The organism is Nocardia sp. NPDC003726 (genome assembly GCF_053586955.1).
In genome coordinates this window covers 52,152-78,082 of the sequence record NZ_JBSFNF010000014.1, presented here as the reverse complement: position 1 = coordinate 78,082, position 25,931 = coordinate 52,152, and the positions used below count along the sequence as shown (strand labels likewise).

22 protein-coding genes and 1 pseudogene are annotated in these 25,931 nt (G+C 70.2%); 11 read left to right on the top strand and 12 right to left on the bottom strand.

Translation table 11 applies throughout. The features are described 5' to 3' along the window. Positions 1-36: 36 nt before the first annotated feature. Complete coding sequence (locus tag ACWDMM_RS19740) at positions 37-1,005, bottom strand: AraC family transcriptional regulator (protein WP_357102858.1); 969 nt, start codon at positions 1,003-1,005, stop codon at positions 37-39. Between the two features lie 235 nt (positions 1,006-1,240). Continuing rightward, entirely contained in the window at positions 1,241-2,842 is a 1,602-nt protein-coding gene (locus ACWDMM_RS19735) for a FadD3 family acyl-CoA ligase (protein ID WP_357102855.1), read from the bottom strand. A 377-nt stretch (positions 2,843-3,219) separates the two neighbouring features. On the opposite strand from ACWDMM_RS19735, the gene ACWDMM_RS19730 reads away from it, so the two are divergent. Then, on the top strand, positions 3,220-5,382 hold the full coding sequence (locus tag ACWDMM_RS19730) for a pyruvate, phosphate dikinase (protein ID WP_195079348.1): 2,163 nt from the start codon (positions 3,220-3,222) through the stop codon (positions 5,380-5,382). Continuing rightward, entirely contained in the window at positions 5,372-6,157 is a 786-nt protein-coding gene (locus tag ACWDMM_RS19725) for a tyrosine-protein phosphatase (protein ID WP_195079349.1), read from the top strand. Before ACWDMM_RS19730 ends, ACWDMM_RS19725 begins: the two co-directional genes overlap by 11 nt. Positions 6,158-6,215: 58 nt before the next feature. Here ACWDMM_RS19725 and ACWDMM_RS19720 read toward each other — a convergent pair whose 3' ends face one another. The 4 genes from ACWDMM_RS19720 to ACWDMM_RS19705 form a co-directional block, all read right to left on the bottom strand. Next, positions 6,216-6,416, bottom strand: coding sequence for a DUF7489 domain-containing protein (locus tag ACWDMM_RS19720; RefSeq protein WP_195079350.1), 201 nt, complete (start codon positions 6,414-6,416; stop codon positions 6,216-6,218). Between the two features lie 137 nt (positions 6,417-6,553). Further along, entirely contained in the window at positions 6,554-6,871 is a 318-nt protein-coding gene (locus tag ACWDMM_RS19715; protein WP_195079351.1) for a hypothetical protein, read from the bottom strand. 131 nt (positions 6,872-7,002) lie between these two features. Next, positions 7,003-7,908 (bottom strand): tyrosine-protein phosphatase, encoded by a 906-nt coding sequence (locus ACWDMM_RS19710; RefSeq protein WP_195079352.1) that lies wholly within the window; start codon positions 7,906-7,908, stop codon positions 7,003-7,005. An 81-nt stretch (positions 7,909-7,989) separates the two neighbouring features. After that, positions 7,990-10,386, bottom strand: coding sequence for a PEP-utilizing enzyme (locus ACWDMM_RS19705; RefSeq protein WP_195079353.1), 2,397 nt, complete (start codon positions 10,384-10,386; stop codon positions 7,990-7,992). 163 nt (positions 10,387-10,549) lie between these two features. Between ACWDMM_RS19705 and ACWDMM_RS19700 the strand changes: the two genes are divergently transcribed. The 3 genes from ACWDMM_RS19700 to ACWDMM_RS19690 all read left to right on the top strand — a co-directional run bounded on the left by ACWDMM_RS19700 (position 10,550) and on the right by ACWDMM_RS19690 (position 13,589). Further along, entirely contained in the window at positions 10,550-12,031 is a 1,482-nt protein-coding gene (locus ACWDMM_RS19700; protein ID WP_357102849.1) for an FAD-dependent oxidoreductase, read from the top strand. A gap of 96 nt (positions 12,032-12,127) precedes the next feature. Then, entirely contained in the window at positions 12,128-13,291 is a 1,164-nt protein-coding gene (gene hsaA, locus ACWDMM_RS19695) for a 3-hydroxy-9,10-secoandrosta-1,3,5(10)-triene-9,17-dione monooxygenase oxygenase subunit (protein WP_195079355.1), read from the top strand. Positions 13,292-13,319: 28 nt separating this feature from the next. Beyond that, entirely contained in the window at positions 13,320-13,589 is a 270-nt protein-coding gene (locus ACWDMM_RS19690) for an alpha/beta fold hydrolase (RefSeq protein WP_357102845.1), read from the top strand. Between the two features lie 19 nt (positions 13,590-13,608). Here ACWDMM_RS19690 and ACWDMM_RS19685 read toward each other — a convergent pair whose 3' ends face one another. The 4 genes from ACWDMM_RS19685 to ACWDMM_RS19670 form a co-directional block, all read right to left on the bottom strand. After that, the gene (locus ACWDMM_RS19685) at positions 13,609-15,888 is read right to left on the bottom strand and encodes a LuxR C-terminal-related transcriptional regulator (RefSeq protein ID WP_357102842.1); all 2,280 of its coding nucleotides are present in this window, start codon (positions 15,886-15,888) and stop codon (positions 13,609-13,611) included. Between the two features lie 114 nt (positions 15,889-16,002). Further along, positions 16,003-17,232, bottom strand: coding sequence for a bifunctional 3,4-dihydroxy-2-butanone-4-phosphate synthase/GTP cyclohydrolase II (locus ACWDMM_RS19680; protein ID WP_195079358.1), 1,230 nt, complete (start codon positions 17,230-17,232; stop codon positions 16,003-16,005). A gap of 61 nt (positions 17,233-17,293) precedes the next feature. After that, positions 17,294-17,869, bottom strand: a complete 576-nt coding sequence (locus tag ACWDMM_RS19675; RefSeq protein WP_195079359.1) for a PadR family transcriptional regulator — start codon at positions 17,867-17,869, stop codon at positions 17,294-17,296. Positions 17,870-17,907: 38 nt separating this feature from the next. Continuing rightward, on the bottom strand, positions 17,908-18,741 hold the full coding sequence (locus tag ACWDMM_RS19670; protein WP_195079360.1) for an IclR family transcriptional regulator: 834 nt from the start codon (positions 18,739-18,741) through the stop codon (positions 17,908-17,910). A 224-nt stretch (positions 18,742-18,965) separates the two neighbouring features. On the opposite strand from ACWDMM_RS19670, the gene ACWDMM_RS19665 reads away from it, so the two are divergent. The 5 genes and pseudogenes from ACWDMM_RS19665 (at position 18,966) to ACWDMM_RS19645 (ending at position 21,512) form a co-directional block, all read left to right on the top strand. After that, positions 18,966-19,472 (top strand): flavin reductase family protein, encoded by a 507-nt coding sequence (locus ACWDMM_RS19665; protein ID WP_357102837.1) that lies wholly within the window; start codon positions 18,966-18,968, stop codon positions 19,470-19,472. 93 nt (positions 19,473-19,565) lie between these two features. Next, a complete protein-coding gene (locus ACWDMM_RS19660; protein WP_357102834.1) occupies positions 19,566-20,708 on the top strand; it encodes a Rieske 2Fe-2S domain-containing protein in 1,143 nt (380 codons plus the stop codon). Positions 20,709-20,712: 4 nt separating this feature from the next. Then, positions 20,713-20,940: a hypothetical protein gene (locus ACWDMM_RS19655; RefSeq protein WP_195079363.1), complete on the top strand. Its 228-nt coding sequence runs from the start codon at positions 20,713-20,715 to the stop codon at positions 20,938-20,940. 88 nt (positions 20,941-21,028) lie between these two features. Further along, positions 21,029-21,199, top strand: a pseudogene (locus ACWDMM_RS19650) (2Fe-2S iron-sulfur cluster-binding protein); the annotation flags it as partial. A 166-nt stretch (positions 21,200-21,365) separates the two neighbouring features. Beyond that, positions 21,366-21,512 carry a DUF1059 domain-containing protein gene (locus ACWDMM_RS19645; protein WP_195079365.1) on the top strand — a complete coding sequence of 49 codons (147 nt, stop codon included), beginning with the start codon at positions 21,366-21,368 and terminating at the stop codon, positions 21,510-21,512. An 18-nt stretch (positions 21,513-21,530) separates the two neighbouring features. Here ACWDMM_RS19645 and ACWDMM_RS19640 read toward each other — a convergent pair whose 3' ends face one another. After that, positions 21,531-22,130: a TetR/AcrR family transcriptional regulator gene (locus ACWDMM_RS19640; RefSeq protein ID WP_195079366.1), complete on the bottom strand. Its 600-nt coding sequence runs from the start codon at positions 22,128-22,130 to the stop codon at positions 21,531-21,533. Between the two features lie 65 nt (positions 22,131-22,195). Here ACWDMM_RS19640 and ACWDMM_RS19635 point away from each other — a divergent pair, with 65 nt between their 5' ends. Then, positions 22,196-23,494 (top strand): YhgE/Pip domain-containing protein, encoded by a 1,299-nt coding sequence (locus ACWDMM_RS19635; protein ID WP_195079367.1) that lies wholly within the window; start codon positions 22,196-22,198, stop codon positions 23,492-23,494. Between the two features lie 36 nt (positions 23,495-23,530). Here ACWDMM_RS19635 and ACWDMM_RS19630 read toward each other — a convergent pair whose 3' ends face one another. Further along, on the bottom strand, positions 23,531-25,762 hold the full coding sequence (locus ACWDMM_RS19630; protein WP_449938752.1) for a glycoside hydrolase family 3 C-terminal domain-containing protein: 2,232 nt from the start codon (positions 25,760-25,762) through the stop codon (positions 23,531-23,533). Positions 25,763-25,931 lie beyond the last annotated feature (169 nt).

Sequence of the window (25,931 nt, the reverse complement as noted above, 5' to 3'; positions counted from 1 at the left end):
CCGGGCCGCGCGGTAGGTTCGGCGCTGCGCGGCGGGTCAGGCGCGCAGCGTCACCGACGGCGGTACACCCCATCGCCGCCGGTACAGGGCCGAAAAACGGCCCAGATGCCAGAATCCCCAATCTGCGGCCACCGCGGCGACCGTAGTCTTGGTGGGGTCCGCGGCGGCCAGCGCGTTGTGCACGCCCACCAGCCGGGCTTCACGCAATCGTGCCGTTGGTGTGGTGTCGAGGTAGCGCCGGAAGCCCTCCTGCAGGCTACGCACCGAAAGTCCCACTGCCTCCGCGACATCGGTGACGGTGAGCATTTCGTGCGCATGGTCGATAATGAGTTGTTCGGCCAGGCGGATGGGACGCGGCGTCGAGTTCCCTGGGGCGCTGTCGAGCAGGAACTCCGAGTAACTGTTCGGCTGCGCCAGCAGGAGTTGGGACATCATCAGCTGCTCGACCTGCGGCCGCAGCCGTGGATCCAGGAACAGGCCGGGGCCTTCGGCGTCGGCCTGCAGCATGCGCAGCGATTCGAGCCAGATCCGGGCGGCCGGTGACCGCAATCGCATGGCGACGGCCATCCGCAGCGGATGATCCGGCGGCCGACCCAGCATCCGCCGCAAATGGTCGTCCAACGCGGCCCGGTCGAATCGGACGAGCAGTTGCCTGCTGCTCTCGTGCCAATTCATGTCCAGGGGCGCGTCGGGATCCGGAACCGAGGCCACCGCCGGGTCGGAAGCGATATCCGCGGTCCCGTTGACCACCCGGGCCCATCCGGCCAGCGGTATTTGAACCAGGCGGAAGGTCTCGATGGGTTCGGTCCGGATCCGAACCTGAACCCCGTAATGCTTGTAGACCAGGCCGACATCGCCGTACCGGACGACATTGCAGCTGGCCTCCATGGTGGAGGCACCCGGGTCGAGCCGGTGCTCACGCAGAATGCCGCTCATCTCCGCCCGGGCCACGTCGGGGTCGGCGGTCCGGAAATAGCGATGCCCCGACAGCGGTTCCACGAACATTCCGACTGCCCTCCAAGCAGCAGGCGCCGCGCCGACGGGGCCTGGATCAGTGGATGTCGATATTGTCCGTCGACACCTGCGGACACACAATCGTTTCGCATCGACTCCCGACACCTCGGCCGGCAGTTCGCCGAGAACGGCGTCCCCGCCATCCCCGGACGACTTGCCGCCCTGCGGCAATTCGTCTTTCAGGCCGCCGCTCAGCCATACCCAACGGGATACATCTTCGAAGTGCTCAGGGCTGCGCCTCACGCGAACGCAGAGCGCGTTTCAAGACCTTGCCGTTGGCATTTCGGGGTAGTGCCGCTACGACCTCGATGCGACGCGGAAGCTTGTAGCCGGCCAGACGAGGTCGCGCCCAGGCGATTATCTCCGCAGGTTCGATCTCGGCGATGCCGTCGAGGACGACGAAGGCGTGGCCGACTTCACCGAGACGAGCGTCCGGGACGCCGACCACTGTGGCCTCCGCTACGTCGGGGTGGGTACGAAGGATGCGCTCGATTTCGGCGGGGTAGACGTTGAATCCGCCGACGACGAACATGTCCGTGCGGCGGTCGGTGATGCGCAGATAGCCATCGGCGTCCAGGGTGCCGATGTCGCCGGTGCGCAACCAGCCGCCCGCATCGATGGCGGTCGCTGTCGCTGCGGGGTCGCCGAGGTAACCGTGCATCACATTCGGGCCGCGCACCGCTATCTCGCCGGGCCGACCGACCGGCACCGGCTGCCCGGTGTCGTCCACGATCCGAATCCGTACGTCCGGCAATGCCTTTCCAACGGTGTCCCCGATCAGGATCGCAGGGGCATCTGGTGGGCAGACCGTGGCGACACCTGTCGATTCGGTCAACCCGTATCCGGTGAAGACCTTTTCGGCTCCCAATTCACGGCGGATTCGCTCCACCAACTCGGTCGGCACGCTGGAACCACCGGTGCCCGCCAGGCGTAGCGAGGTCAGGTCACGGGGCACACGCCGGTCGTGGGCGAGTAGGTCGTGGAAGAGCGTCGGAGGACCGGTCAGTACAGTGATCCGCTCGCGCTCGATGACGCTGAACACTCGCTCGGGATCGAAGCGGTCCACCGGCACCATGGTGGCGCCGCGCAGCAGGCTCGCGATGATCCCGGCCCGGTAACCGAAGGCGTGGGAGAACGGGTTGACCAGCAGATACCTGTCGTCGCCGGATAGGGTGACCGCATCGGCCCAGTGGGTGAAAGCCTCGATCGTCTGCCTGTGGGTGGTCGGCACGCCTTTCGGTACGCCCGTGGTGCCGGACGTGAACAGGATGTCGGAGATCGACTCCGGGGCCACGGACGCGCTCCGCGCGTCGGCTTCCGCGGCGGGTATCACCTCGCCGAGGGCGAGAAAGCGAGCCCACGAGAAATACTCGGGCCTGTCCTCGCGAACTTCGTCGAGCAATACGACGGTCCGCAACTCCGGCAGCCCGTGTCCCGATGCCCGCAGCATTCCCGGGTAGTCGTTGCCGAGGAAGTCGCCCACGGTGAGCAGCACGCGGCACCGGCTACGAGCGAGGATGCCCGCCGCCTCGGGACCGCGCAGTCGAGTGCTGAGGGGAACCAGCGTCGCGCCCGCACCGAGCACGCCGAGCGCGGCGATCACCCAACGCGTGGTGTTGGGCGCCCAGATCGCCACCCGCTCGCCGGGCCGCACCGCTCGCGCCATCACCGCCTGTGTGACACGCCGCGCTTCCGCGGCGAGCTCGGTGTAGGTGAGCTGCCCCTCCGGTGACGCCACCGCGATGCGCGGGCCGTCCCGCCGTGCCCGCTCGGCCAGCACCGCCGGAATCGTCGCGAGCTCACCGGTCGCTGCACCGCGTCGATCCATGCCGCGATCGTGCCGCATCGACTGTTCCACGCGGTGCGATCGCGGCCGAATATCCCGTTGACCGGGAATTCTTCCCCGATCACGCGTTCGCGGGAGCCCGTGCCCCGCCGCGAGCGGGAACCGGTATCGGCGTGGCAAGCCGATCGAGCGACGGTGGCGACGACCAGCAGAGTCGGACGACACGCCGTATCCGGCGGCTCATCGGAACCGTCCTGCTCAGCGGGACCACGGGTACGGCAGGTGACCGATGGCACGGCAGGCTCGAAGCGAGCGACAGGTGTGTGCGCCGCGGTTCGCGTCCGGTCCGGCACGGGCCGGTGTACGAGGTTCCGAATCGCGCTGGGGCGCGGATTGTTCAGTGAGTGCTGAGGAGTGACATGACGGCCGGAGCAGAGCTAGTGGAGCGAAACGACGAGGCAGCGGGCGCGGGGCCGGTCGTCGAACTCGACGGCGCCTGTTCGCTGTCCCGGGAACGCATCGGCGGGAAGGCGTGGAGCGTCAACCGCATGCGCGCGCTCGGCCTGTCGGTGCCGCCCGCGTTCGTCATCACCATCGAGGGCTGGGCCGACTTCTCGGCACGCGGGGCAATCGGCGAGGACATCTGGCACGGCGTCCAGGAGGGCATCGCCGCCATCGAGCGCGGCACCGGACGTGTCTTCGGCTCCGGCGCCCGTCCGCTGCTGGTATCGGTCCGCTCGGGCGCCGCGGTGAGCATGCCCGGGATGATGGACACGGTGCTGAACCTCGGCATGAACGAGGCGGTGGCGCGAGCACTGGCCGTGGAGACCGGGAATCCGGGCTACGCGGCCGACACCCGGGAGCGGTTCCGCGCCCAATACCGCGAAACCGTGCTGGGTGATCCCGACGGTGCGGTGCCCGAGGATCCGTGGGAGCAGTTGCGGGCGGCCATCAGCACGGTGTTCCGGTCCTGGGATTCGCCTCGGGCGCAGACGTATCGGCGCAATCGCGGCGTTGCGGGAACCCTGGGCACCGCCGTCACCGTCCAAGCCATGGTCTTCGGCAATCTCGATGCCAAGTCCGGCACCGGCGTGCTGTTCAGCCGCAACCCGAACACCGGCGACCGCGCGCTGTTCGGCGAATGGCTGGTCGGCGGGCAGGGCGAGGACGTGGTGTCCGGCCGGACCACTCCGCGGCCGCTGGACGAACTCGCGACGCTGCTGCCACAGGTGCACGCGGAACTCGTCGCGGCGGCCGACCTGCTGGAACGCGATGGCCGCGATATCCAGGACATCGAGTTCACCGTCGAATCCGGCGCCCTGTGGCTGTTGCAGTCGCGGCCGGCCAAGCGCTCCGCGCGCGCGGCCGTGCGCGCCGCGGTGGCGATGGCCGAGGAAGGGCTCATCGGCGCGGACGAGGCACTGAAGCGGGTCACCGCCGACCAGGTGCGCACCGTGCTGCGACCGGCGACCGGGGAGTACACCGGGACACCGCTTGCTCGTGGCGAAGCGGCGTGTCCCGGCCTGGCCTCGGGTGTCGTCGTCACCGATCCGCACGAGGCCGAGCGCCGCGCGGAGGCGGGCGAGGACGTGATCCTCGTACGCCCGACCACCAGCCCCGACGACCTGCACGGCATGATCGCCGCCAAGGCGATCGTCACCGAACTGGGCGGAGCCACTTCGCATGCGGCGCTGGTCGGTCGCGAGATCGGCAGACCGTGCGTGGTCGGTTGCGGCTCCGGTGTCGTCGCGGCACTGGCCGGTCGGGTGGTGACCGTGGACGGCGGCGCGGGCACGGTCTGGCCTGGACGGGTCGAAGGCAAACCCGTGGACTCCGCCACCCTCGCCGACGTCGGCCGATTGGCCGGGTGGGCGGGCACCGACATCGACGGGTTGGCGACCTGGCTCGACGCGCGGGCGACGGACGCCTCGGCGCAGGCGCACGCGGCGGCTCCGGCGACGGTAACGGAGATTCCCGACCTCGATCTGCTGCGGCTGATCGGAATCAAAGGCAGGGCCGCGCACGACGCGCTGGCCGCGGGCGTCGGCGCGCCCACCGAGACCGTCGCCGCTCGATGCGAAGAACTGGTGGCCGGGGGCTGGTGCGCCGCGACACCGATCGGCGTGCGACTCACACCGGAAGGCCGACAGCACTTGGACGGCCTGCTCGCGCTGGAGCGACGGACAGTCGATCGGGCCGCGATCGCCTCCGTCTATGCCGAATTCTGCGATTTCAACGGGATTTTGAAAGAGATCGTCACCGCATGGCAGATGAAGGACCCGGCCACCGTCAACGACCACGCCGACGCCGAGTACGACGGTGCGGTGCTGACCAGGCTGACCGATCTGCACCATGCCGTGCAACCGCTGCTGCGGCGAATCGGCGACGTCGCGCCGCGGCTGGCCCGGTACTCCGCCCGCTTCGCGCGGGCGATCGAGCGGATCGCCGCCGGCGATCACGCCTGGGTCGCGCGACCCGTGCTCGACAGCTACCACACCGTGTGGTTCGAGCTGCACGAGGACCTGATCGGACTGTGCGGCCTCAACCGCGCCGACGAGGCGGCGGCCGGCCGTGCCCACTGACATCACGGGCGAATCCACCGCGCCACAGGAACGTTGGGTCGAGTTCGCCCAGATCGATAATGTCCGCGACCTGGGCGGGCTTCCCGTGCGGGGCGGGGGCGTCACCCGTTTCGGGGTGGTCTACCGTTCCAGCACCCCGCAGAATCTCACCGAGTCCGACCTGGCCGAACTGCTCGGGCCGATCGGCCTGCGCACCCTGATCGATCTGCGGCTGCCCGATGAGGTGGAGCGCGAGGGCTACGGACTGCTGGCCACCGCAGACGTGCGGCGGGTCTGTCTGCCGGTGCGGAAATCGCCGCAATCCTCGCTGGCGGCACGGGATCTGGTTCCCGATTCCAGCCGGGTGGATCTGGTGGACCTGTACGCGAAACTGCTGGCAGGCAGCGCTGACTCCATCGTCGCGGCGGTACGCCTGGTCATCGACGCCGACAGCCACTCGGTGCTGTTCCACTGCGCCGCGGGCAAGGACCGCACCGGCGTGCTCGCGGCGGTGCTGCTGGACGCGGTGGGCGTGCCGCCGGAGGCGATCGCGGCCGACTACGCCCTGACCGGTGAACGCATGCACCGGGTCCGCGACCGGCTCGACGCGCTCCCGTCCTACACCGGGCTGCCCCCGGTCAGTACCGGCATCCTCGGCGTCGAGGCCGAGGTGATGGGGCGTTTCCTCGCGAAACTGTGCGCTGACCACGGCGGCGCAGCCGAATGGTTGCTGAGCAGCGGGCTCACCGCCGCAGAACTGGCGCGACTGCGTGAGGTGCTGATCGCCCCGGGATAGGACGCCGCGGTCGTGGCATCCTCTCCTGCCCGGTGCACCGGCGGGCCACGCCGGCAGGTCAGTCCTTGACCGGATCGGCTCCGGCCCGCTTGGTCACCGAGTCGCCGACCTCCAGCGCCTCCCACAACGCTCGGTCCACGCGAATCTTTCTCGTGCTGCCGTCCGGCAAGCGAATGTGCAAGCGCCGGTACAGATTCGCTCCGTCCAGCAACCCGCGCGACTTCTTCACGACCGTTCCGCGCCACTGCTGCTGTCCCATCGACCTACTCCCTCACTCGACTCGACGCTGACGCCGTAGCGATGCCCCGACCGGCGTGTTTCCAGTGTCACGACCCGCCGCGCTCGGCACATCACCACTGAGAAGTAGACGTGCTGTGCCCGAAGTCGGACACCACATCAGTCAGCGGGTTGATGTCGCTTCCACGCCGTCTCCGGCTCGAAAGCCCGGCGACGAGACAACGAGCGGGCGTGGCGGGTTCCTGCCATGCTGTAGTCGGCGTCGACGAACTCGCCGCACAAGTCGATGCCCGCCCGTGCCACCGCGATATCCCCGCCGCCCCACACCACGGTCGTCGGAACACTCACCCGCGGCGCGTGCAGCCAGTCGTCGCCGATAGCGCGGTACCAGTTCAGCGCGGCCGTCATCGCGCCAGGCTGGAGCAGGCGGGTGATGTGGTGGTCCGCGACCTCGCGCGCTCCAGCGGAAGCAGCCATCCCTGCATGCCAGCGGCGGGCCGCTCAGCGATCACGAGTTCGTGACCAGCCCGCGCCGCCGTCTTCCCTGTCCCGGAACGACCGAGCGGGCCGGGTGGAACATGCTCCACCCGGCCCGCTGCAGTCATCGGCTACCGCGGCAGCAGTTCGGTTCTCAGCGCGTCCAGCGTGGCGCCGTCGACACCGAGCCCGTCGGTGACGAACCGGTCGAACGATCCGAAGGACGCGGCGGCCTGGTCGAAAGCGGCGTCGAGATAGTCGGCGCGCACGCCGAGAATCGGATCGAACAGCGCGGGATCGGTGACCAGCCCCTTGGCCACCAACCCGTCCAACGTCGCCTTGTTGCTCGCGGCCAGGTTGTCGTTCGATTCCAGATAGTCCTTGTACACCTGACCCTTCGGGACGCCGAGCGCCGTCATCAGGACGGCGGTCATCCATCCGGTGCGGTCCTTGCCCGCGGTGCAGTGGAACAGCACCGGCCCGTTCGCGTTCGCGACATCCCGGATGGCGGTCCCGAACTGCGCGCGAGCGCCGGCGTCGGTGACCATCCAGCGGTAGTAGTCGCGCATGATGCCCGCGGCCTTGCCGTCGCCGAACATCTGCTGCTGCACGGCCGGACCGCCCTGCACCGCCTTGCCCACCAGCAGGTAGAAGTCGTTGCCCGGGTCGTACACCGGACGCGCGAGCGTGGGAATCGACGCGGGCAGCTTGTCCGGGTTGGCCCCTGACTCGTTCGGGCTGCGGAAATCGATCACCGCGGTGATGCCGGAGGTCACCAGTTTCTGCTGGTCGGCGGCGGTGAGCTTGTCCAGGGCGTCGGTGCGGAACACGACGCCGGTGCGGAGTTTGCCGTTGCCCTGGGTGGGGTAGTCGCCGATGTCCCTGGCATTCGGCGCCGCCGACAGCTGCATGGAGCGGTCGTGCACGGTGTGCACGAGCCCGGGGCTCGCCACCGCGGTGGTGGTGGACGGGAACACGGCGATCAATGCGGCGGCGACACCGGTCACCGCCCCGCGAACAGCACGCGAAATCGTCACTGGCTCATTCCTTCCATAGGGTCGCGGCCCGGCCGACGCCGAACCGGCATGTGGGCCGGGGTGCTCGACCCCGGCCACGACTCAGACGTCGGCGAGCAGGGTGACCGTGCCGGCCGCCCCGTCGACGCGCACGCGCTGCCCATCGGCCAGCCGGGCGCTGGCGGTCTTGGTGTCCACGACGCAGGGAATGCCGAATTCCCTGGCGACGATGGCGGCGTGTGACGCGGAGCCGCCGATGTCGGTGACCACCGCGGCGGCGTAGGCGAACATCGCGGTGTGCCCGGTGTCGGTGACCGAAGCCACCAGGATGTCGCCCGGCTCGATGTCGTCGTCCAGCGACAGCACGCGTTTCACGGTGCCCTCCACCACGCCGGGGCACACCCCGATGCCGGTCAGGCTGTCACCGGGCAGCAACGCGTCCGCGTTCGGCAGCGGCTCCCAGTCACCCGCGATCACATCCGGCATGCGGACGCCGTGCAATCGGGTCAGCTCGGCTCGCCGTCGTGCCACCCGCTCGGCCAGATCGGCAGGCGCCCAGAGGATTTCGTCGAGCGTCAGGAAGCAGGCATCATCGGCCTGCTGCAGCAGCCCTTGCCGGATCAGCCGCTCCGCCCGCTCCCGCACGGCGAGGCGCAGGCAGTGGGTGTAGCGGACCACGGCGTCGCGGACGCGTTCGCGCGCCATCGTCGCCCCCGCCGCCATCCGCGCGGTGCGACTCGGCGCGGGGCCGACCGGTTCCCGTTTGGGCGCGGGCATCTGCGCGGCACGCGCGGCGGCGGTCATCAGCAGCTCCGGGCGGTCGCCGAAGGTCGGATTGAGCAGTTCGCACTCACCCGGTCCGCGATGCCCGATCCGCCGCAGCTCCTCGTCCAGGGCGGCGGAGAAGGCGGGGGAGAGCGCCCGCGCGGCGGTGACGTCGCCCGCGTGCGCCGCGTCGTGCAACGCGGGGTCGGTCCGGCACAGTGCGGCGAGCCGTTCCACCGCGAGCATGGTCCTGGCCGACTCCAACCGCTCCGGATCGATGGGCACGGTCGCCGCTTCCTTGCCGCGGGAGTGGATGGCCGTGGCCGCACCGGTCATCATCACGCCGATGGACGCCGCCGCCCAGGACTGGTTCAGCCGGTCCCGCCACAGCAGGACGCGGGCGTGCAGTTGTTCATCGGTGAGCTCGCGAATCGCCGCGGCGCCGAGGGCTTCCTGATGGGCGGCGGCGTTGATGCCGTCGGTGGTCTCGCGATAGCGCAGCGCGGTGCGCAGCACGCGGCCCGCCGCGCGCCACGTGGCGCGGGTGCTGGCGAATCCGGTCGGCGTCGGCGGCTTGCCGTGCGGGGTGAGGGAGATCTCGGCCGGGATGTTGCCGTAGACGTCACGGCGGATGCTCTGCTCGTCCCAGCCGGGCATGTTCTCCGCGGCCAGCACCCCGATGGAGGCGTTGATGTAGATGTGGTGCCCGAGCACCGTGGTGACCCGGCTGGTCCAGTGCTCCAGCGCGATGCCGTCCAGCGCGATCATCCGGCCCATCGCGGCATTGGCCAGCCGGATAGCGCCCGCCTGCAGATCCACGGTCAGCGGGGTGAGCGGTCCGGGTAGCGCCTCGGACGTATTGGTCGCGGTGTGCACCGGGTAGGCCGGGTCGACGCGATCGTCGAACTCGCCCTCGAGACCGTCCGGTGCGACCGACACCAGGGCGTGGCCGTCCGAAGTCGCCGCGCGGGCGGGTATCACGTAGCCGGGCAGCGGGATCGCCCCCGGCCGGGCGACGAACCCGTCGCCGTCCAGCTTGCGACCGGCCAGTCCGCGCACGATGTCCGCCGCGACCTCGGACGCGGTCCACCCGTAGTGGAACCCCCATTCGCTCTGCGTCGCAGTGGTATCCATTCGCGGTGGCGTGCCGGACGTCCGTCGCCACTTCCGCGTCCCCGCCGCCGCACGGATGCGGTCCGCGTCCGCGCCGGAGATCACGCCGGGCGCGGCGAGTTCGACCGCGCCGGTGCGGGCGGACCCCGCGGCCAGCACCAGGAAGCGTTCGAAGTCGTCGGTGTGCAACACCTGGAATCCGCCCGCCCGGCGAGAGCCCAGCAGCCGGCGCAGGACGCGCCAACTCTCGCCATCGACGCGCCTGCCCGCGACCGGCGCGGTGCGCACGATCAAGGCCGCCGCCCCGCTGGAGCGCACGACGTCCTCGGCGACGGCATCCGAACCGGCGACCACCGGAACCACGATCCGCGCCCCGGCCGTTCGGGCCGCCGACGCGATCGGGGCGAGCGCGCCGCCCAGATACACCACCGCCGCGCACCCGGCGACGGCCTGTGCGCACAACGCGGGCTCCGCCGGGTCGCCGGTGATCACCTCGACCCGGGGGTCGACGTACCGGTGCCGTGCCCGGTCCAACCCGGCCACGTCGTGTCCGGTGGCCAGCAGCATGCGCGCCACCGCGCGACCGGTCGGATCGGAAACCCCGGTGACCAGGACCCGCATGAAATCTTCCTCCTCGCTGGCGCCCAAGCGGACGTGACGCCGTTCACACACCATCGCCACGCGGCGACCCGGCGACCGACCGCAGTCCCGATGAACGGGACCGGCGGGTCGCTCACCAAGACCGGCGCCGGCTTCTCGGGAGCCGGGCGGGAAGGTCGACTCCATGAGTGATCGGGATTCGGTCGCGCCTCGGGAGGCCGCCGAAGTGGGCGCCTACGACCTCGAGACCGATGTGCTGGTGGTCGGTTACGGATGCGCCGGAGCGGCGGCGGCCTTCGAGGCCGCGGTGACCGGCGCGCGGGTGCTCGTGCTGGATCGGATGAGCGGCCCGGGCGGCGCGTCCGCTCTGTCGGGTGGCGAGATCTATCTCGGCGGCGGCACACCGATCCAGCGGGCCTGCGGCTTCGACGACGACCCCGCGGCGATGGCCGCGTTCCTGTCCGCCGCGCTGGGTCCGGGCGCCGACCCGGACAAGATCGCTCGCTACAGCGAGGACAGCGTCGCGCACTTCCACTGGCTGTCCGACCGCGGCGTGCCGTTCCAACCCACGCTGTGGGACGCTCCGGCCTGGGTGCCGCCGACGGACGACGGGCTGATGTGGCTGGGGGAGAACAGCATGCCGTTCTCCGGTCTCGCCACGCCCGCGCCGCGCGGGCATCGCCCCGCCGCCCCCGACTTCGGCGGCAAGCTGCTCATGGATCGCCTCGCCGGGGCCGCTCGGTCCGCCGGGGCGAGAGCGCTTTTCGACACCAGGGCGGCTCGCCTGATCGTCGCCGCCGACGGCACGGTCGTCGGCGCGGTGGCTCGGCGATACGGCACGCAGCTGACCATCCGGGCGCGCCGCGGCGTCGTGCTGACCACCGGTGGTTTCGTCGACAACGACGCCATGCTCGCCGCGCACGCGCCGCGACTGCTGGGGCACACCAAGGTCAGCGCGGGCACCGACGACGGAAGCGGGATCCGGATGGCGCAGGCGCTCGGCGCGGCGGTGCGGCACATGTCCACCGGCCAGGTCGGCATCTCGCTCGTTCCAGGTCTGGCCGCGCGCGGCATCGTGGTGAACGGCCACGGGCAGCGATTCCTCAACGAGGACACCTATCCCGGCCGGATCGGCCAGGCGGCGCTGTTCCGCCAGGACATGCGGACCTGGGTCGTGCTCGACGAACCAGCGTTCGACGAGGTGCCGGAACGACAGCGGTGGGGTGTGCGCCCGACCCACGTGGCGGAGACCGCCGAAGAACTCGCCGACCTCATGGGCGTGCCCGCGGCCGCGCTGGCCGACACCGTCCGCCGCTACAACCACTTCGCCTCCGCCGGTGACGATCCCGAGTTCGAGAAGGCGCCGCGCTGGGTGCGGCCGCTCACGCCGCCGCTCGCCGCGATCGACGTGCGGGCGGGGGTGCGGCCGCCGTCGGAGTCCGGTGACCGCCGCGGCACCGGCGCCTCCGTGTTCACCCTCGGCGGTCTGCACACCTCGCTCGACGGCGCCGTGCTCGATATCGACGGCGCCCCGATCCCCGGACTGTTCGCCGCAGGCCGTGCCGCGAGCAACGTGCACGGCGAGGGCTATATCAGCGGCACTTCGCTCGGCGACGGCACCTTCTTCGGCCGCCGCGCCGGCGCCGCCGCGGCCCGCACCAGCTGACCCGGCGGCGGGTTCCGGTCATCGGGATGGATCGGACCGGACGGCGCCGCACCGGCCTAGCGTCGAAAGACGGCACTACCAGGAGGATTACCGCATATGAACAACAAGGTGCTCGATCGGGTACGGGATCTGCTGCCCGCGATCCGGGCGCGAGCCGCCGACGCCGAACTGCAGCGCAGAGTGCCCGATCAGAGCATCAGGGAGCTGACCGAGGCCGGGGTGTTCCGCATGCTGCAGCCGTCCCGCTTCGGTGGCGACGAATCCTCACCGGTCGCGTTCTACGAGGTCATCCGCGCCATCGCGACCGCATGCCCGTCCACGGCGTGGGTGTCGTCGGTGCTCGGCGCGCACCCATGGCAGCTGGCGCTGTTCCCGCCGCGGGCGCAGGAGGACGTATGGGGCGCCGATCCGGACACGCTGGTCTCGTCGTCGTACGCGCCGACCGGCAAGCTGACGCCCGTCGACGGCGGTTTCGAGATCAGCGGCCGGTGGAGTTTTTCTTCCGGTTGTGATCACGCCCGCTGGGCCTTCCTCGGCGCGGTCGTGCCGAACGACGAAGGGGGAGCGGACTACCTCACCGTCCTGGTGCCGCGCGCCGACTACCGCATCGAGGACGTCTGGCACGTGTCGGGGCTGTCCGGCACCGGCAGCAACGACATCGTCATCGAGAAGGCGTTCGTCCCCGCCCACCGGACCTACAGCGCGAGCGAACAGGCCGAGCTGCGCGGACCCGGCCAAGAGGTCAATACCGCCGCGCTCTACCGGATCTCGTTCGGCGCGGTGTTCTCCAACACCATCACCGCACCCATCATCGGCGCCGCCCAAGGCGCCTACGAAGCGCACATCGAGCGCATGCGCGAACGAGTGCGGATCTCCTACGGCGGGCAGAAGGCCGCCGAGGACCCGTTCGCGCATGTTCGGGTCGCGCGCGCCGCCTCCGAGATCGACGCCGCCATCCTCCAGATGGAGCGCAACATCGGCGAGCAACTGCGCTACGCCGAGGCGGGCGAGGAGATCCCCCTGGAACTGCGGGTACGCAGCCGCCGCGACCAGGTGCGCGGCACCGAACGCGCCATCGAGGCCATCGACCTGCTGTTCGACAACTCCGGCGGCCACGCCATCCGCAAACCCAATCCGATCGAACGGCACTGGCGCGACGCGCACGCCGGAAGCGTGCACGTCATCAACGACGTCGAGCGCGCGCTCGTCCTGTACGGCCGCGACGCGTTCGGCCTTCCGGTCACCGATCGGATGATCTGATGACGCTCACCGCGGAGAACACCACGCGTTGGAGCACGACCGGGGGCTGCGGCTGCGATATCACGAGGCGGGCTCGGGCGCGCCGCCGGTGCTGTTGCACGGCTTCGGGCCCGGCGTCTCCGGACGGGCCGACTTCGGCGCCAACCTGCCGGTGCCGGCCGAGCGTTTGCGCTGCCTGATCGTGGATCAGCCCGGCTTCGGCGCCGGCGGCCGCCCAGCGGTGGTTCCGCTGTGGGCACGACTGCGCGGCCTGCGCGCCGAGACGCAGATCCTGTGCGGGCGCGACGACCGTCTCTGAACGCCGCCGATCACGTCCATCACACCTCGTGATCACGCACCCACCCCGCGATCTGGGTCCGGGAGGTGAAACCGAGCTTGGTGAGGATGTGCTCGACGTGGGTCTCGGCGGTACGCACCGAGATCACCAGATCGGCGGCGATGCGTTTGTTGCTGTGACCCGCCGCCACCAACCGGGCGACGTCCTTCTCCCGGCGAGTGAGGACATCCGCGGCCCGAGACGCATCCGCGGCGGGCTGCGGTGGCCGCGGCGCGGCGGGCGCGCGTCCCAGCGCGTAATCGATCGCCTCGCTCAGCGACAGCGTCGCGCCGCTGTCGAAGGCCTCCTGGAACTTCCGCTCGCCCAAAGCCTCCCGCACTCGGCCGCGCATCCGGTCGCCGAGCACGCCGGTGATGGCGTGGGCCAGGCGCACCGTGCTGCGCGCCAGGATCTCCGCGGCGCCGAGCAGGCGGGCGGCTCGCTCGAAATCGGCGCGCGCGACCGCCGTCCACGCCAGCCCTTCGAACGCGGAGGCGAGCCAGACGCAGCGGTCGAACAGGGCGAACATCTCGACGGCGCTGGCGAGATACGCGGTCGCGCCGTCCTGATCGCCGCGCCGCCAGTGATCCAGTCCCATGCACCACTGCGCCAGCCCGCCGAGCAGAGAGGGCCCGCGTTCGGTGGTGACCTCGAGCAGCCGCTCGGCGAACGCGGTGCAGCGTTCGTCGGCGAGCACGAGGGCGCACACGAACGCGAAGGCGAGACTGTCCATCTCCATGGCGTGATGGCCGCATTCGGCCGCCAGATGCGTTGCGGTCTCCGCCAATTCGAGCGCTCGGGCGGTGTCGCCGTCGTTGAAGGCCAGCAGCGCCGAGTCGAGCATGGCCTCCGCGAGGATGTCGGGAGCATTGACCTTGCGTGCCAGGGCGACGCATTCGTCCACCAACTGGTGCGCGGGCCCGCGATCGGACAGCAACGCCGCCAGCGAGGCGGCCGCGGACAGTCCGCGTGCGCGCAGCTCGGTCGGTCGGCCCGCCTTCGCCAGCGCATCGGTCAGCCAGCGATAGCCCTCGGTGAGGAACCGGTTGTGCTCCCAGAACGGCCGCAGCACCGCCGCCATCTCGAGCGCCGACTCGGGTGCGTCGGTGAGGCCGGACTGCAGCGCCGCGCGCAGATTCGCGTGCTCGCGGTTGAGTTCGCGGAACCAGGCGACGTCGTCGGAACTCCAATACGCGGTGCGGCCGCGCAGCGCCAGCCGCCGGTAGTGTTCGCGGTGGCGCGCACGCGCCTCGGGCTCGTCGCCCCGCTCGGCCAGCCGGTTGTGGGCGAACCGCCGGATCGGCTCCAGCATCGAGTACCGCCCGACATCGCCGTCGTAGCGCAGGCTCAGCACCGACTTGTCGACCAGCCCGGTCAGCTCGTCCATCACGATCCGCCCGTTGGGAGCGGGCAGGCACACGGCTTCGGCGGCGTCGATGTCGAAGCCGCCGGAGAACACCGACAGTTGTTCCCACAGGCGCTGTTCGGCCGGCGTGCACAGGTCGTAGCTCCAGCGGATCGCGCCCTCGATGGTCTGCTGCCGTTCCGGCGCGATGCGCGGTCCCGCGCTCAGCAGGGCCATGGTGTCGTCGAGCCGGGCGAGGATCTGTTCGGGAGTGAACACGCGGAACCGCAACGCGGCCAGTTCCAGCGCGAGCGGAATACCGTCCAGCCTGCGGCAGATCGCGGCCAACGCGTCCCGATTCGCGGGGGTGGCCGCGAAGCCGGGGTTGGCGGCGCTCGCTCGTTCGGCGAGCAGGCGCATCGCGTCGCTGTCGGTGGTCGCTGCGTCCGGCAGCGGCAAGGGCGCGACCGGCATGACCTGTTCCCCCGGCACGCCCAGCACCTCCCTGCTGGTCGCCAGCACCCGGACCTGCGCGGTGGTGGCCACGATGCGGCCCACCAGCCGCGCGCAGGCGTCGATCAGGTGCTCGCAGTTGTCCAAGATCAACAGCAACCGTTTGTCCGCGAGGAACTCGGTGAGCCGCCGCAAGGGCGTCGCGGTGTCGTCGCGCAACGCCATGGCCTCCGCGACGGTCACCGTGACCAGATCGGGGTCGCGGACGTCGGCCAGTTCGACCAGCCACACCCCGTCCGGGAACGCGCGCGCCACCGCCACGCCGACCTGGCGGGACAGCCGGGTCTTGCCGACGCCGCCGGGGCCGAGCATGGTCAGCACCCGCGTGGTGGGCAGCAGCCGCTTCGCCGCGGCGAGTTCCTCCCGGCGCCCGACGAAACTGGTGACCTCGGCAGGGAGGTTGCCGATGGGACGCCGCGCCATGGGTGTCAACCCTAGGTACCGCGCGGGGCGCGGAAGAGCGTTCTGGACAAATTCAACTCCGATGACCGTGCCCGCGGCGTCGCGCCGACCGCGGGCGGACCGAACCGGCGCCGCTCATCGAGCGAGGGCGGCGGCGTCGACCTCGCTGAGCTGATGGCGCATCCGGTCGCGCTTGGCGCGCAGATAGCGCACGTTGTGCTCGGTGGGACTGGTCTGCAGCGGAATCCGCCGTTCGACCGCGATGCCGTGTTCGGTCAAGCCCGCCTGCTTGGCCGGATTGTTGCTGAGCAACCGGACCGACCGCACGCCCAGATCGTCCAGGATCCGCGCCGCGGCGCCGTAGTGCCGGGCGTCGACGGGCAGCCCGAGTCGCAGATTCGCGTCGACGGTGTCGGCGCCCCCGTCCTGGAGCTCGTAGGCGCGCAGTTTGTTCAGCAGTCCGATGCCGCGGCCCTCTTGTCCGCGCAGGTAGACCACGACCCCGCGGCCCTCGGCGGCCACGGCCCGCAGGGCGGCGTCGAGTTGCTCGCCGCAGTCGCAGCGCAGCGAGCCGAACGCGTCGCCGGTGAGACATTCCGAGTGCACCCGGGTGAGCACGTCCCGTTCGCCCGGCGCACCGAGCACCAGCGCGAGATGTTCGGCCCGGTCGTTCGGATCCCGATAGCCGATGAGCCGGAACTCGCCGAAGCGGGTGGGCAGCCGGGTCTCGACGACGCGCACGACGCCCGGCTCCAGCCTGCGTCGGTGCGCGATCAGCTCGGCGATGGAGATGATCGGGATCCCGTGCACCCTGGCCATGGTCAGCAGGTCGGGAAGCCGGGCCATCGACCCGTCGTCGCGCACCACCTCCGCGATGACTCCGGCGGGGCGCAGGCCCGCCATCCGCACCAGATCGACCGCGGCCTCGGTATGCCCTTGCCGCCCCAGCACGCCACGCGGGTGCGCCCGCAGCGGGAACACGTGCCCGGGGCGGGTGAAATCCCGGGGCGTGGCGCCGGGATCGGCGAGCAAGCGCATGGTGTGCGCGCGGTCGGCGGCCGATATGCCGGTGCCGATGCCCGCCGCCGCGTCCACCGAGACGGTGTAGGCGGTGGCTTTCGGGTCCTGGTTGACCGCGGTCATCGGCGGCAGCTCCAGCCGATCCAGGTCATCGCCCGTCATGGGCACGCACAGCACGCCGCTGGTGTGCCGCACCAGGAACCCGATGTTCGCCGCGGTCGCCTTCTCCGCGGCCAGCACCAGATCGCCTTCGTTCTCCCGGTCCTCGTCGTCCACGACGAGCGCCATGCCGCCGTTCGCGATCGCCGCCACCGCGGCGGGCACCGTATCCAGTTCACCGGTCATCGTCGGCCACCTCCATATGCCTAATCGAAATATGGCGGGACCGGAAGAACCAGGTGGCGTCTCACTCAGTGAGGCGTTCGATATCCGCCAGCAGCTCCCTGGCGAAATCGCGCTCCGCCTCGTAGTGCCGCACGCACCAGCGCAGCACCAACTCGGGATAGGCCCAGTCCGGGTTCGCCTCCGCGCCCTGCGCGTCGGCCTCGGCGCGCCTGCGCATCTTCTCGGCGTACTCGATGTGCTCGGTGAGTATGCCGCGCATCCGGTCCGGTTCGGCGAGGTTGCCAAGCCACGCCCGCAGCATCACGCTGTGCTTGAGCACCGGCGCCTCCACCGGCGCGTGATTGACCCAGTTCGCCGCCGCCGCACGACCTTCCGGCGTGATGGCGTACATCCGCTTGCCGCGCACGCCGTCCTCGTGCACGACCGCGCGGGAGCTGGCGTAGCCGTGCTTCTCCAGGCGTTTGAGTTCGGCGTAGATCTGGCTGAACGACGGACTCCAGTAGAAGAACTGCAGACTCCAGTCGGCCCATTTCTTCAGGTCGTAGCCGGAGAGTTCGTCGGCGTGCGAGAGCATGCCGAGTACGGCCCACGCGGTGGTCGGCAGGTCGGGCACCGCGGGTGTGACGCCATCGGTCATGGCCGGACTGTACCGTCCAGGCATAGTCGGATTCGGCACTAGCGCCAGCGCGCCCGGCGTCCGAACAGCGACCGCCCGGCCTCGTGGGAGATCTCGAGCAGCACCCGCGCCAGCTTGTCGAAGCTCATCGCCTCAGCCCGCCCGGACAGCGACAGTGCCGCGGGTGCGGTGCCTCGGCCCCGCAAAGGCGCTGCCACGCAGGCGATTCCGTCCATGGACTCCTCACGGTCCACCGCAACCCCTTGGCGCAGCCGGATCTGGGCCAAGGCCCGGTGCAGCGCGTCGGGTTCGGTGATGGTGTGCGGGGTCCGCCGCGGCAGCCGGGAATGGAACGCGGCTTCGGCGATGCTCGGCTCGAGCGTGGCGAGCATCGCCTTGCCGAGCGCGGTGCAGTGCGCGGGCATGCGGCCGCCGAGGCGGGTCGGCAGCATCGCGGCCAGGCGGCCACCCGCCTTGTCCAGATACACGATCTCGCGTCCGTCGAGCACCGCGAGGTGTCCGACCATGCCGGTGCGCTGGCACAACTCGTGCAGCAGCGGGCTGACCGCGTCGCGGATCTCGTTGTGGTCGGCGGTGAGCCCGCCCAGTTCCAAGGTGCGCATGCCGAGCCGATATCCGCCCGAGGCGTGGGCCAGCCAGCGCAGCCGGATCATCTGATCGAGGATCCGGTGCACCGTCGAGCGCGGCAGGCCGGTGCGCTCTACCAGGCCCAGCAGTGTCAGCGTCGGGGTGGCGGCGTCGAACGCGTCCAGGATGAGGGTCATCCGCTCGATCATCGATACCGGCACGTCGGCTTCCGCCCCCTTGGCGCGGGTGCGGTGCGGGCCACGGTCGGCGCGCGGCTCGGTATCGGGCAGCAGGGTGACGGTCATGCGAACCTCCGTCGGTCACAGTCGGTCTACGTCGACCAGGCATTACGCGCTCGATCGCTTGTGTCTCCCATCACACTGACGCGTCGGCGGACGGGAGGAATCGGGAGAACTACGTAGCTTCTACGGATCCGCATCTCGGTGACCGGACTCCGATCTTGACGCCCATCGGGCGATGGCTGCTGTCATAGCTGTCAGGTATATGCCTGATGGAAATAGGAGGCTCGATGGAACCGGTGCTCCAGATGGACGGATCGCCCCTGGACGTGCGCGATTTCAAAGCGGTGCTCGGTCGCTTCTGCACCGGGGTCACGGTGATCACCGCGCTGGGGGAGGCCGGGCCGGTCGGTTTCACCTGCCAGTCGTTCTCGGCGCTGTCACTGGAGCCGCCCGCCGTCTGCTTCTGCCCGGCGCGCACGTCCACGTCGTGGCCGCGCATCCGCGCGGTCGGCCGGCTCTGTGTCAACATCCTGGCCCACGACCAGCAGGACCTCTGCCGTCGTCTCGCGCGCAGCGACGCGGACAAGTTCGCGGGGGTGGACTGGGAGCCGTCGCCCAACGGCTCGCCTCGGCTGGCCGGAAGCATGGCCTGGCTCGACTGCGAGGTCGAGCAGGAGGTCGACGGCGGTGACCACACCATCGTCATCGCGCGCGTCACCGCGCTGTCGGAGCATCGCGAGGCGGCGCCGCTGCTGTTCTACCGCTCCGCGTTCGGACGGCTCGATGAGGCCTGAGCGCCTCCCGGCCAGTGGGACTGCACATTTCCGCGCCGGGATGCCGAACCGAAATATCGAGGTGACAAACGTGCGCGAATTGTGGAGGAACCGATGACTACCGACACCGAGGTCCGAGTGATCGACGCGGGCGCTCCGCCGGCCCGCTACGCGCGCGGCTGGCACTGCCTGGGCCTGGCGCGGGACTTCCGGGACGGCAAGCCGCACACCGTCGAGATCTTCGGCACGGAACTGGTGGTGTTCGCCGGTGCCGACGGGCAGTTGCACGTGCTCGACGCCTACTGCAGGCACATGGGCGGGAACCTGGGTGACGGCCGGATCAAGGGCGATTCCATCGCCTGCCCCTTCCACGACTGGCGTTGGGGCGGCAACGGCCGCTGCACCGGCATTCCTTACGGCCGGCGTGTACCACCCCGGGCGCGCACCCGCTCGTGGCCGACGTTGGAGCAGAACAAACAGCTGTTCGTGTGGAACGACCCGGAGGGCAATCCGCCCCCGGAAGAGATCACCATCCCGCGCATCGACGGGGCGTTCAGCGACGAGTGGACCGACTGGACCTGGAACACCATGACGATCGACGGCGCGAATTGCCGCGAGGTCATCGACAACGTGGTGGACATGGCGCACTTCTTCTACGTGCACTTCGGATTCCCGACCTACTTCAAGAACGTCTTCGAAGGTCACGTCGCCAGCCAGTACATGACCTCGGTATCGCGCGAGGACATGATGGGGGAGACCGCGAAGGCGTTGGGCGGCAAGAACATCCTGCACTCCGACGCGTCCTACTACGGCCCTTCCTACATGATCGATCACCTGCGCAGCGAGAGCGCGGGCCTGACGGTCGAGGGCATCCTCGTCAACTGCCACTACCCGGTGTCACCCACGAAGTTCGTGCTGCAGTACGGCGCGATCGTGAAGAAGCCGCACGGCGTGCCCGCGGAGCAGGCCGAGGAGATCGCGGCGAAGTTCGCCGGTGGCCTCGGTCGCGGCTTCGAACAGGACGCCGCGATCTGGCGGCGCAAGACCCGCATCGACAATCCGCTGCTGTGCGAGGAGGACGGGCCCGTCTACCAGCTGCGCCGCTGGTACGAGCAGTTCTACACCGACGTGGCCGACATCGACCCGAAGATGACCGATCGCTTCGAGTTCGAAGTGGACACCACCAGGGCGGTCACGGCGTGGGAGGCGGAGGTCGCGGAGAACCTCGCCGGGCAGCGCGCCGGCGCCGGAGCCTGAGCGGATGGAGCGGGTCACCTGCCGTACCTGCGGGACGTGCGTGCTGGTCGAGAAGTTCAGTCCGCAGCACACCAGCGTCCAGTGGAACGCGGGCGCGGTCGCGGCGTGCGCCGAGTTCGCCGGGGCGGACGGCGCGCGGGTGCGGACCTGCGCCGCGTTGCGCGAAAGCATCGATGCCGCGGTCGCGGACGGACTCGTCGAGGTCAGCACCCGGGATGGAGACGTGCCGTGAGCGCGAACGTGACGGCCGTCGAGGATCGAAGAAAAGACGCGACAGTGGATCGGGCCCGAGCCGCCGCGTCGCCCGCCAGAAGCGCGCCCTTCGGTGGCCACGCGGCCAGGTTCTGCTCGACGTGCTGCTGGCCAACGGGCTGGAAGCGCCCTATTCCTGCCGCGAGGGCGCCCGCAGCGCCTGCACCTGCCGGGTCGTGTCCGGGGAGGTGCGGATGCGGCACAACGAAGTTCTCGACGATGCCGATCTTGCCGAGGGGTGTGCTGGTGGACGAATCCACCTACAGCGCGGAGGAGATCACCGCCCACAGCTACTGGGGCCACGAATGGTCACGTGGCCGATCCGGTGGAGCCCGTGATCGCGGCGGACCCGCGCTCGATCCCCGCGCTGTGCATAGACTGTCGGATCGAGGAGGAAGAACGCCGATGAAGCGAAAGCTGAACTGCCCCTGCGGAGAATTCATCGTCGGAACCGACGAGGACGATCTCGTGGCGAAGACGCAAGCCCATCTGGCCGAGAAGCATCCCGGCCACGACTACTCTCGCGACGAGATCCTGTTCATCGCTTACTGACCGACGGCCTGCCGTAGATCACGGTCTCGGGCGCAGGCCTTCGATCATGTGCGTGGTCGTCTCGTCCAGCAATTCGTCGGCTGCCTCGGCGGCGATCACGCCCGAGCCGACGAAGGTGGCCAGGCCTTGCAGCGCCGCGACCGCGGACAGCGCGATGCGCCGCGGATCGCCGTCGATCACTTCTCCCTGTCGCTGTGCTTCCGCGATCAGCGCGACCGGCGTCGCGAACGCCGCGTCCACGGCCTGTGACATCGCATCGCCCGCGGCGGGGCTGTGCCTGCGCGCGAACATGAGCGCGACGAGCGCCGAGTTCTCGGTCGCGAAACGGAGATAGGTCCGCGCCAAGGCTCGGATGTGCCCGTGGGCCGAGTCCGCGGCCGCGGTCTGCTCCAGGGCTGCGGCCAGACGCTGGAATCCGGATACCGCGATGGCGTCCAGCAGTGCCTGTTTGTCCTTGAAATGCCGGGTCGGAGCGGCGTGACTGACTCCGGCGTCACGGGCAAGCCCGCGTAGCGACAAGCCGTCGACCCCGGACTCCCGCAGCGTCGCCTCGGCGCGCTGGAGCAACTCGGCGCGCAGGTCGCCGTGGTGATAGGACCGGCTTCTGGTGATCGGCATGGTGTATGCAGGATAACAAAATGTAGGCGTTGCCTACTTTGTAGGCGGTGACTACATTGACTCGCATGACGGTTCGGACCTTCACCGCCCCGATCGCAGTGCTCACGGTGTTCGCGGCGCTGCTCGCCACCATGTACCTCGGCTACGCCAGCAATACCGAGAAGAATCTGCACGACTTCCCGATCGCTCTGGTGAATCAGGACGTCGGCGACACGATCGGCGGCAAGCCCGCCGATATCGGCGCCCAGGTCACCGACGCGCTGATGGCCGGTATGCCCGCGGAGAAGATCGACCTGCGCGTCGTCGGCATCGGCGAAGCGCGCAAGCAGTTGCAGGACGGCGAGGTCTACGGCGCGATCGTCATCCCGTCCGACTTCACCAAGCGGCTCGCGATACTCGGCGCCGCCGCCGTGGTGCCCGGCGCGGTCGAGCGCCCGGTCATCACGATCCACACCAACCCGCGGATCGGCCCCTACACCACCGGCATCATGCAGCGCATCGCCGACCGCGCCTTGCGCCAAGTGGACGAGACCGTCGGCAAGAGCCTGACCGATCAGGTGAACGCCGCCCTGGCCGCCGGGCCCGGCGCGCCGGTCGAGCCGAGCGGCGCGGCCCGGTTGATGCTCACCGATCCGGTGCAGATCGTCACCGCGCCCTACCGGCCGATGGACGACGGCGCCGGACAGGGCCTCGTCGCCTTCTTCTACACCTTGATCCTGCTGCTGGCCGGCTTCACCGGCGCGATGATCATCCACACGCTCGTCGACTCGGTGCTCGGTTTCACGCCGACCGAATACGGCCCGTGGTTCGTGCACCCGCCGGCCACCGGGATCTCTCGCTTCCGCACGCTACTGGTGAAATGGGCGGTCGTCGTCACCGCGGCTCCGGTGCTGTCGGGCATCTTCCTCGCCGTCGCCACGGCGTTGAGCGTCCCGCTGGGCAGCCCGCTGCTGTTGTGGCTCTACGGCACTTTGGCCATCGTCGCGGTCGGTGTGACCGCGCTCGCCGTGCTCGCCACCTTCGGCACCGCGGGGCTGCTGGTCAATCTGATCCTGTTCGTCGTCCTCGGCCTGCCCTCGTCGGCCGCGACGGTGCCGCTGGAGGCGACGCCCGCCTACATCGCGAATCTGGCCGCCTTCGAACCGATGCACCAGATCTACCTCGCCGTGCGCGCCATCCTGTTCTTCGACGCCCACGCCGAAGCGGGTTTCGCCCACGGCTTGTGGATGACGGTGCTCGGCCTCGGCATCGGCCTGCTGCTCGGGGCGACCGCGACTTACGCCTATGACCGCCGCGGCCTGCACCGGGCGTCGGCTCCCACCGAGAACGCGTCGGTCATCGGGATGCCCGCCGTAGCTCGCTGAAGCCGCCGTCGCGCCAGCGCAACCGCCGGATGCCGATCAGTCGTCTCCTCGGGCCAGTAGCGCGTCCAGCTTCTCCGGGTCGACGCCGAAACCGGTGAGGCGGTTGAGCGGGATGGAGGCGATCATCCGCATCATGTCCACGCCGAGTGCCGTCGCGTCGCCCATGCTCTCGGACATGCCGCCGAACACCTCCGCGAGCGCGGCCGCCGCCGCCGGATCGGCCATGGCCTCGCCGAGGGTCGATTCCGCCGTGATCGGGATGCGCAGGTCGTCTCCGGCGAGCTGAACCTGCCCGCCGATGCGCAGATCCCGGCTCGAAGCACCTGCCCACACCTGATAAGTGCCGCCCTCCACGATCCAGCGATCGACCCGCGTCTCCCAGTAGGCCAGGTCGTCGCGCCGGAGCAGCAGCGAGACTTCTTCGCTCGCACCGGGTTCCAGTTCGGCGGTGACCGCGACCGCCTTCAGCTCACGAACGGGACGTGAGACAGCGGAGCCGGGCAGCGCCGTGTACACCTGCACCACCTCCCGGCCCACGCGGGAACCGGTGTTGGTGACGCGGGCGCGCACCGCGATGCCCGCCGGTTCGGCCGCGAGCGCCAGATCGGAGTATTCGAAGGTGGTGTAGGACAAGCCGTGTCCGAACGGGTAGGTGACGTCCATATCCCGACTGTCGTACCAGCGGTAGCCCACATACAGGCCCTCGCCATAGCGCACATGCGAATTCTCGCCGGGGAAGCCGAGATAGGCCGGGGTGTCCTGCAACCGGACCGGCACTGTCTCCGCCAGTCGCCCGGACGGGTTCACGACACCGAACAGCACGTCGGCGAGCGCGCCGCCCCCGGCTTGGCCGAGCAGCCCGCCGTCCAGAATCGCGGGGGCCAGGGCGGCCACCGGGGCCAGCCGCACCACGCCGCCGTGCGCGAGCACCACCACCGTCTCCGGTTGCGCCCGCACCACCGCCGCCAGCAACTCCACCTGCTCGGCGGGCAACTCGATGTGCTGACGGTCGAAGCCCTCGGATTCCTGCGCGGCGGCCGAGCCGAGGAACACCACGGCCACGTCCGCGTGGCGTGCGGCGGCGACGGCCTCGGCGCGCAACGCGTCCGCGCCGACGCCGGTATCGGCCGTGGCGAACCCTCGGCTGTAGGAGACCGGCGCGGCGCCGGCGAGCGCGCGGATCTCCTCCAGCGGCACATCGAGGCGGGTCGGGTTGACGTGCGAACTGCCCCCGCCCTGGTAGCGCGGCTCGGCCGCGAATTCACCGATCACCGCCAGCGAGCGCCCGGGCGTGAGCGGCAGCAGGCCGCGGTCGTTGCGCAACAGGACGACGCACCGCGCGGCCACCGCGCGGGCCAGGCGATGGTGCTCGTCGGTGGTGTCGACGGCACGACCGAGTTCGCGTCCGGCGACGACCTTCGCCGCCAGCGTCGCCACGTTCCTGGCGGCGCGGTCGACGTCCGCCGGATCCAGCGTGCCCGCGGCCATGGCCGCCAGTACCTGTGCGTCGGAGATGCCGCTGCCGCCCGGCATCTCCAGATCCAGTCCGGCCGTCACGGAGGCGGGCCGGTCGGCCACGGCGCCCCAGTCGGAGATCACCGCGCCGTCGAAACCCCATTCGCCGCGCAGCACGTCGGTCAGCAGCCAGCGATTCTGCGCGGCGTGCACGCCGTTGATCCGGTTGTAGGAGCACATCACCGTCCACGGCCGGGCGGTGCGCACGATATGGGCGAACGCGCGCAGGTAGATCTCCCGCAGCGGACGGGGGTCGACGTCGGAACTCGACCGCATCCGGTCGTGCTCGGCGTTGTTGGCGGCGAAATGTTTGAGCGAAGCCCCCACTCCGGTGCTCTGCACACCCGTCACCCATGCCGCGCCGAGCAGACCGGTGAGTGACGGGTCCTCCGAGTAGTACTCGAAATTGCGGCCGCCGCGCGGATCCCGCTTGATGTTGACTCCCGGCCCGAGCAACACGTCCACGCCCAGCGCGCGCGCCTCCCGGCCCAGCGCCTCGCCCACGCGGCGGACCAGATCGACGTCCCAGCTCTGCGCGAGCCCGACCGCGGGCGGGAAGCAGGTGGCGGGCAGGCTCTCGGCCGAGCCCAGGTGGTCGGTGGCCCCCGCCTGCCTGCGCACCCCGTGCGGGCCGTCGGTCATGGTCACAGCGGTGACCGAACCGATCGCCTTGGTGGTCCAGAAGTCGGCGCCGCTGCCGAGGGCGGCGCGCTGCTGCGGTGCCAGATCGGTGAGGTCGGGCGTGCTCGTCATCGAGGCTCCTCGGGTGGGGACCGTTACCGCACACAGTATGCTGGCCTGCTCACCGAGCCCGGCCGCTTCGACGGCCTGTGGACGCAGGCGGCCCACCGTAGCCGCGGGAGCCGATCGAGCGCTCCTCGGCGCGTCGACCAACCCCGGTAGTATCGAGCTTGGTTGCGCC

Coding starts and splice junctions, on each gene's coding strand:
- ACWDMM_RS19740 (WP_357102858.1), bottom strand. CDS start 1,005: ATGTTCGTGGAACCGCTGTCGGGGCATCGCTATTTCCGGACCGCCGAC.
- ACWDMM_RS19735 (WP_357102855.1), bottom strand. CDS start 2,842: ATGGATCGACGCGGTGCAGCGACCGGTGAGCTCGCGACGATTCCGGCG.
- ACWDMM_RS19730 (WP_195079348.1), top strand. CDS start 3,220: ATGACGGCCGGAGCAGAGCTAGTGGAGCGAAACGACGAGGCAGCGGGC.
- ACWDMM_RS19720 (WP_195079350.1), bottom strand. CDS start 6,416: ATGGGACAGCAGCAGTGGCGCGGAACGGTCGTGAAGAAGTCGCGCGGG.
- ACWDMM_RS19715 (WP_195079351.1), bottom strand. CDS start 6,871: ATGGCTGCTTCCGCTGGAGCGCGCGAGGTCGCGGACCACCACATCACC.
- ACWDMM_RS19705 (WP_195079353.1), bottom strand. CDS start 10,386: ATGCGGGTCCTGGTCACCGGGGTTTCCGATCCGACCGGTCGCGCGGTG.
- ACWDMM_RS19700 (WP_357102849.1), top strand. CDS start 10,550: ATGAGTGATCGGGATTCGGTCGCGCCTCGGGAGGCCGCCGAAGTGGGC.
- hsaA (WP_195079355.1), top strand. CDS start 12,128: ATGAACAACAAGGTGCTCGATCGGGTACGGGATCTGCTGCCCGCGATC.
- ACWDMM_RS19685 (WP_357102842.1), bottom strand. CDS start 15,888: ATGGCGCGGCGTCCCATCGGCAACCTCCCTGCCGAGGTCACCAGTTTC.
- ACWDMM_RS19680 (WP_195079358.1), bottom strand. CDS start 17,232: ATGACCGGTGAACTGGATACGGTGCCCGCCGCGGTGGCGGCGATCGCG.
- ACWDMM_RS19675 (WP_195079359.1), bottom strand. CDS start 17,869: ATGACCGATGGCGTCACACCCGCGGTGCCCGACCTGCCGACCACCGCG.
- ACWDMM_RS19670 (WP_195079360.1), bottom strand. CDS start 18,741: ATGACCGTCACCCTGCTGCCCGATACCGAGCCGCGCGCCGACCGTGGC.
- ACWDMM_RS19665 (WP_357102837.1), top strand. CDS start 18,966: ATGGAACCGGTGCTCCAGATGGACGGATCGCCCCTGGACGTGCGCGAT.
- ACWDMM_RS19660 (WP_357102834.1), top strand. CDS start 19,566: ATGACTACCGACACCGAGGTCCGAGTGATCGACGCGGGCGCTCCGCCG.
- ACWDMM_RS19655 (WP_195079363.1), top strand. CDS start 20,713: ATGGAGCGGGTCACCTGCCGTACCTGCGGGACGTGCGTGCTGGTCGAG.
- ACWDMM_RS19645 (WP_195079365.1), top strand. CDS start 21,366: ATGAAGCGAAAGCTGAACTGCCCCTGCGGAGAATTCATCGTCGGAACC.
- ACWDMM_RS19640 (WP_195079366.1), bottom strand. CDS start 22,130: ATGCCGATCACCAGAAGCCGGTCCTATCACCACGGCGACCTGCGCGCC.
- ACWDMM_RS19635 (WP_195079367.1), top strand. CDS start 22,196: ATGACGGTTCGGACCTTCACCGCCCCGATCGCAGTGCTCACGGTGTTC.
- ACWDMM_RS19630 (WP_449938752.1), bottom strand. CDS start 25,762: ATGACGAGCACGCCCGACCTCACCGATCTGGCACCGCAGCAGCGCGCC.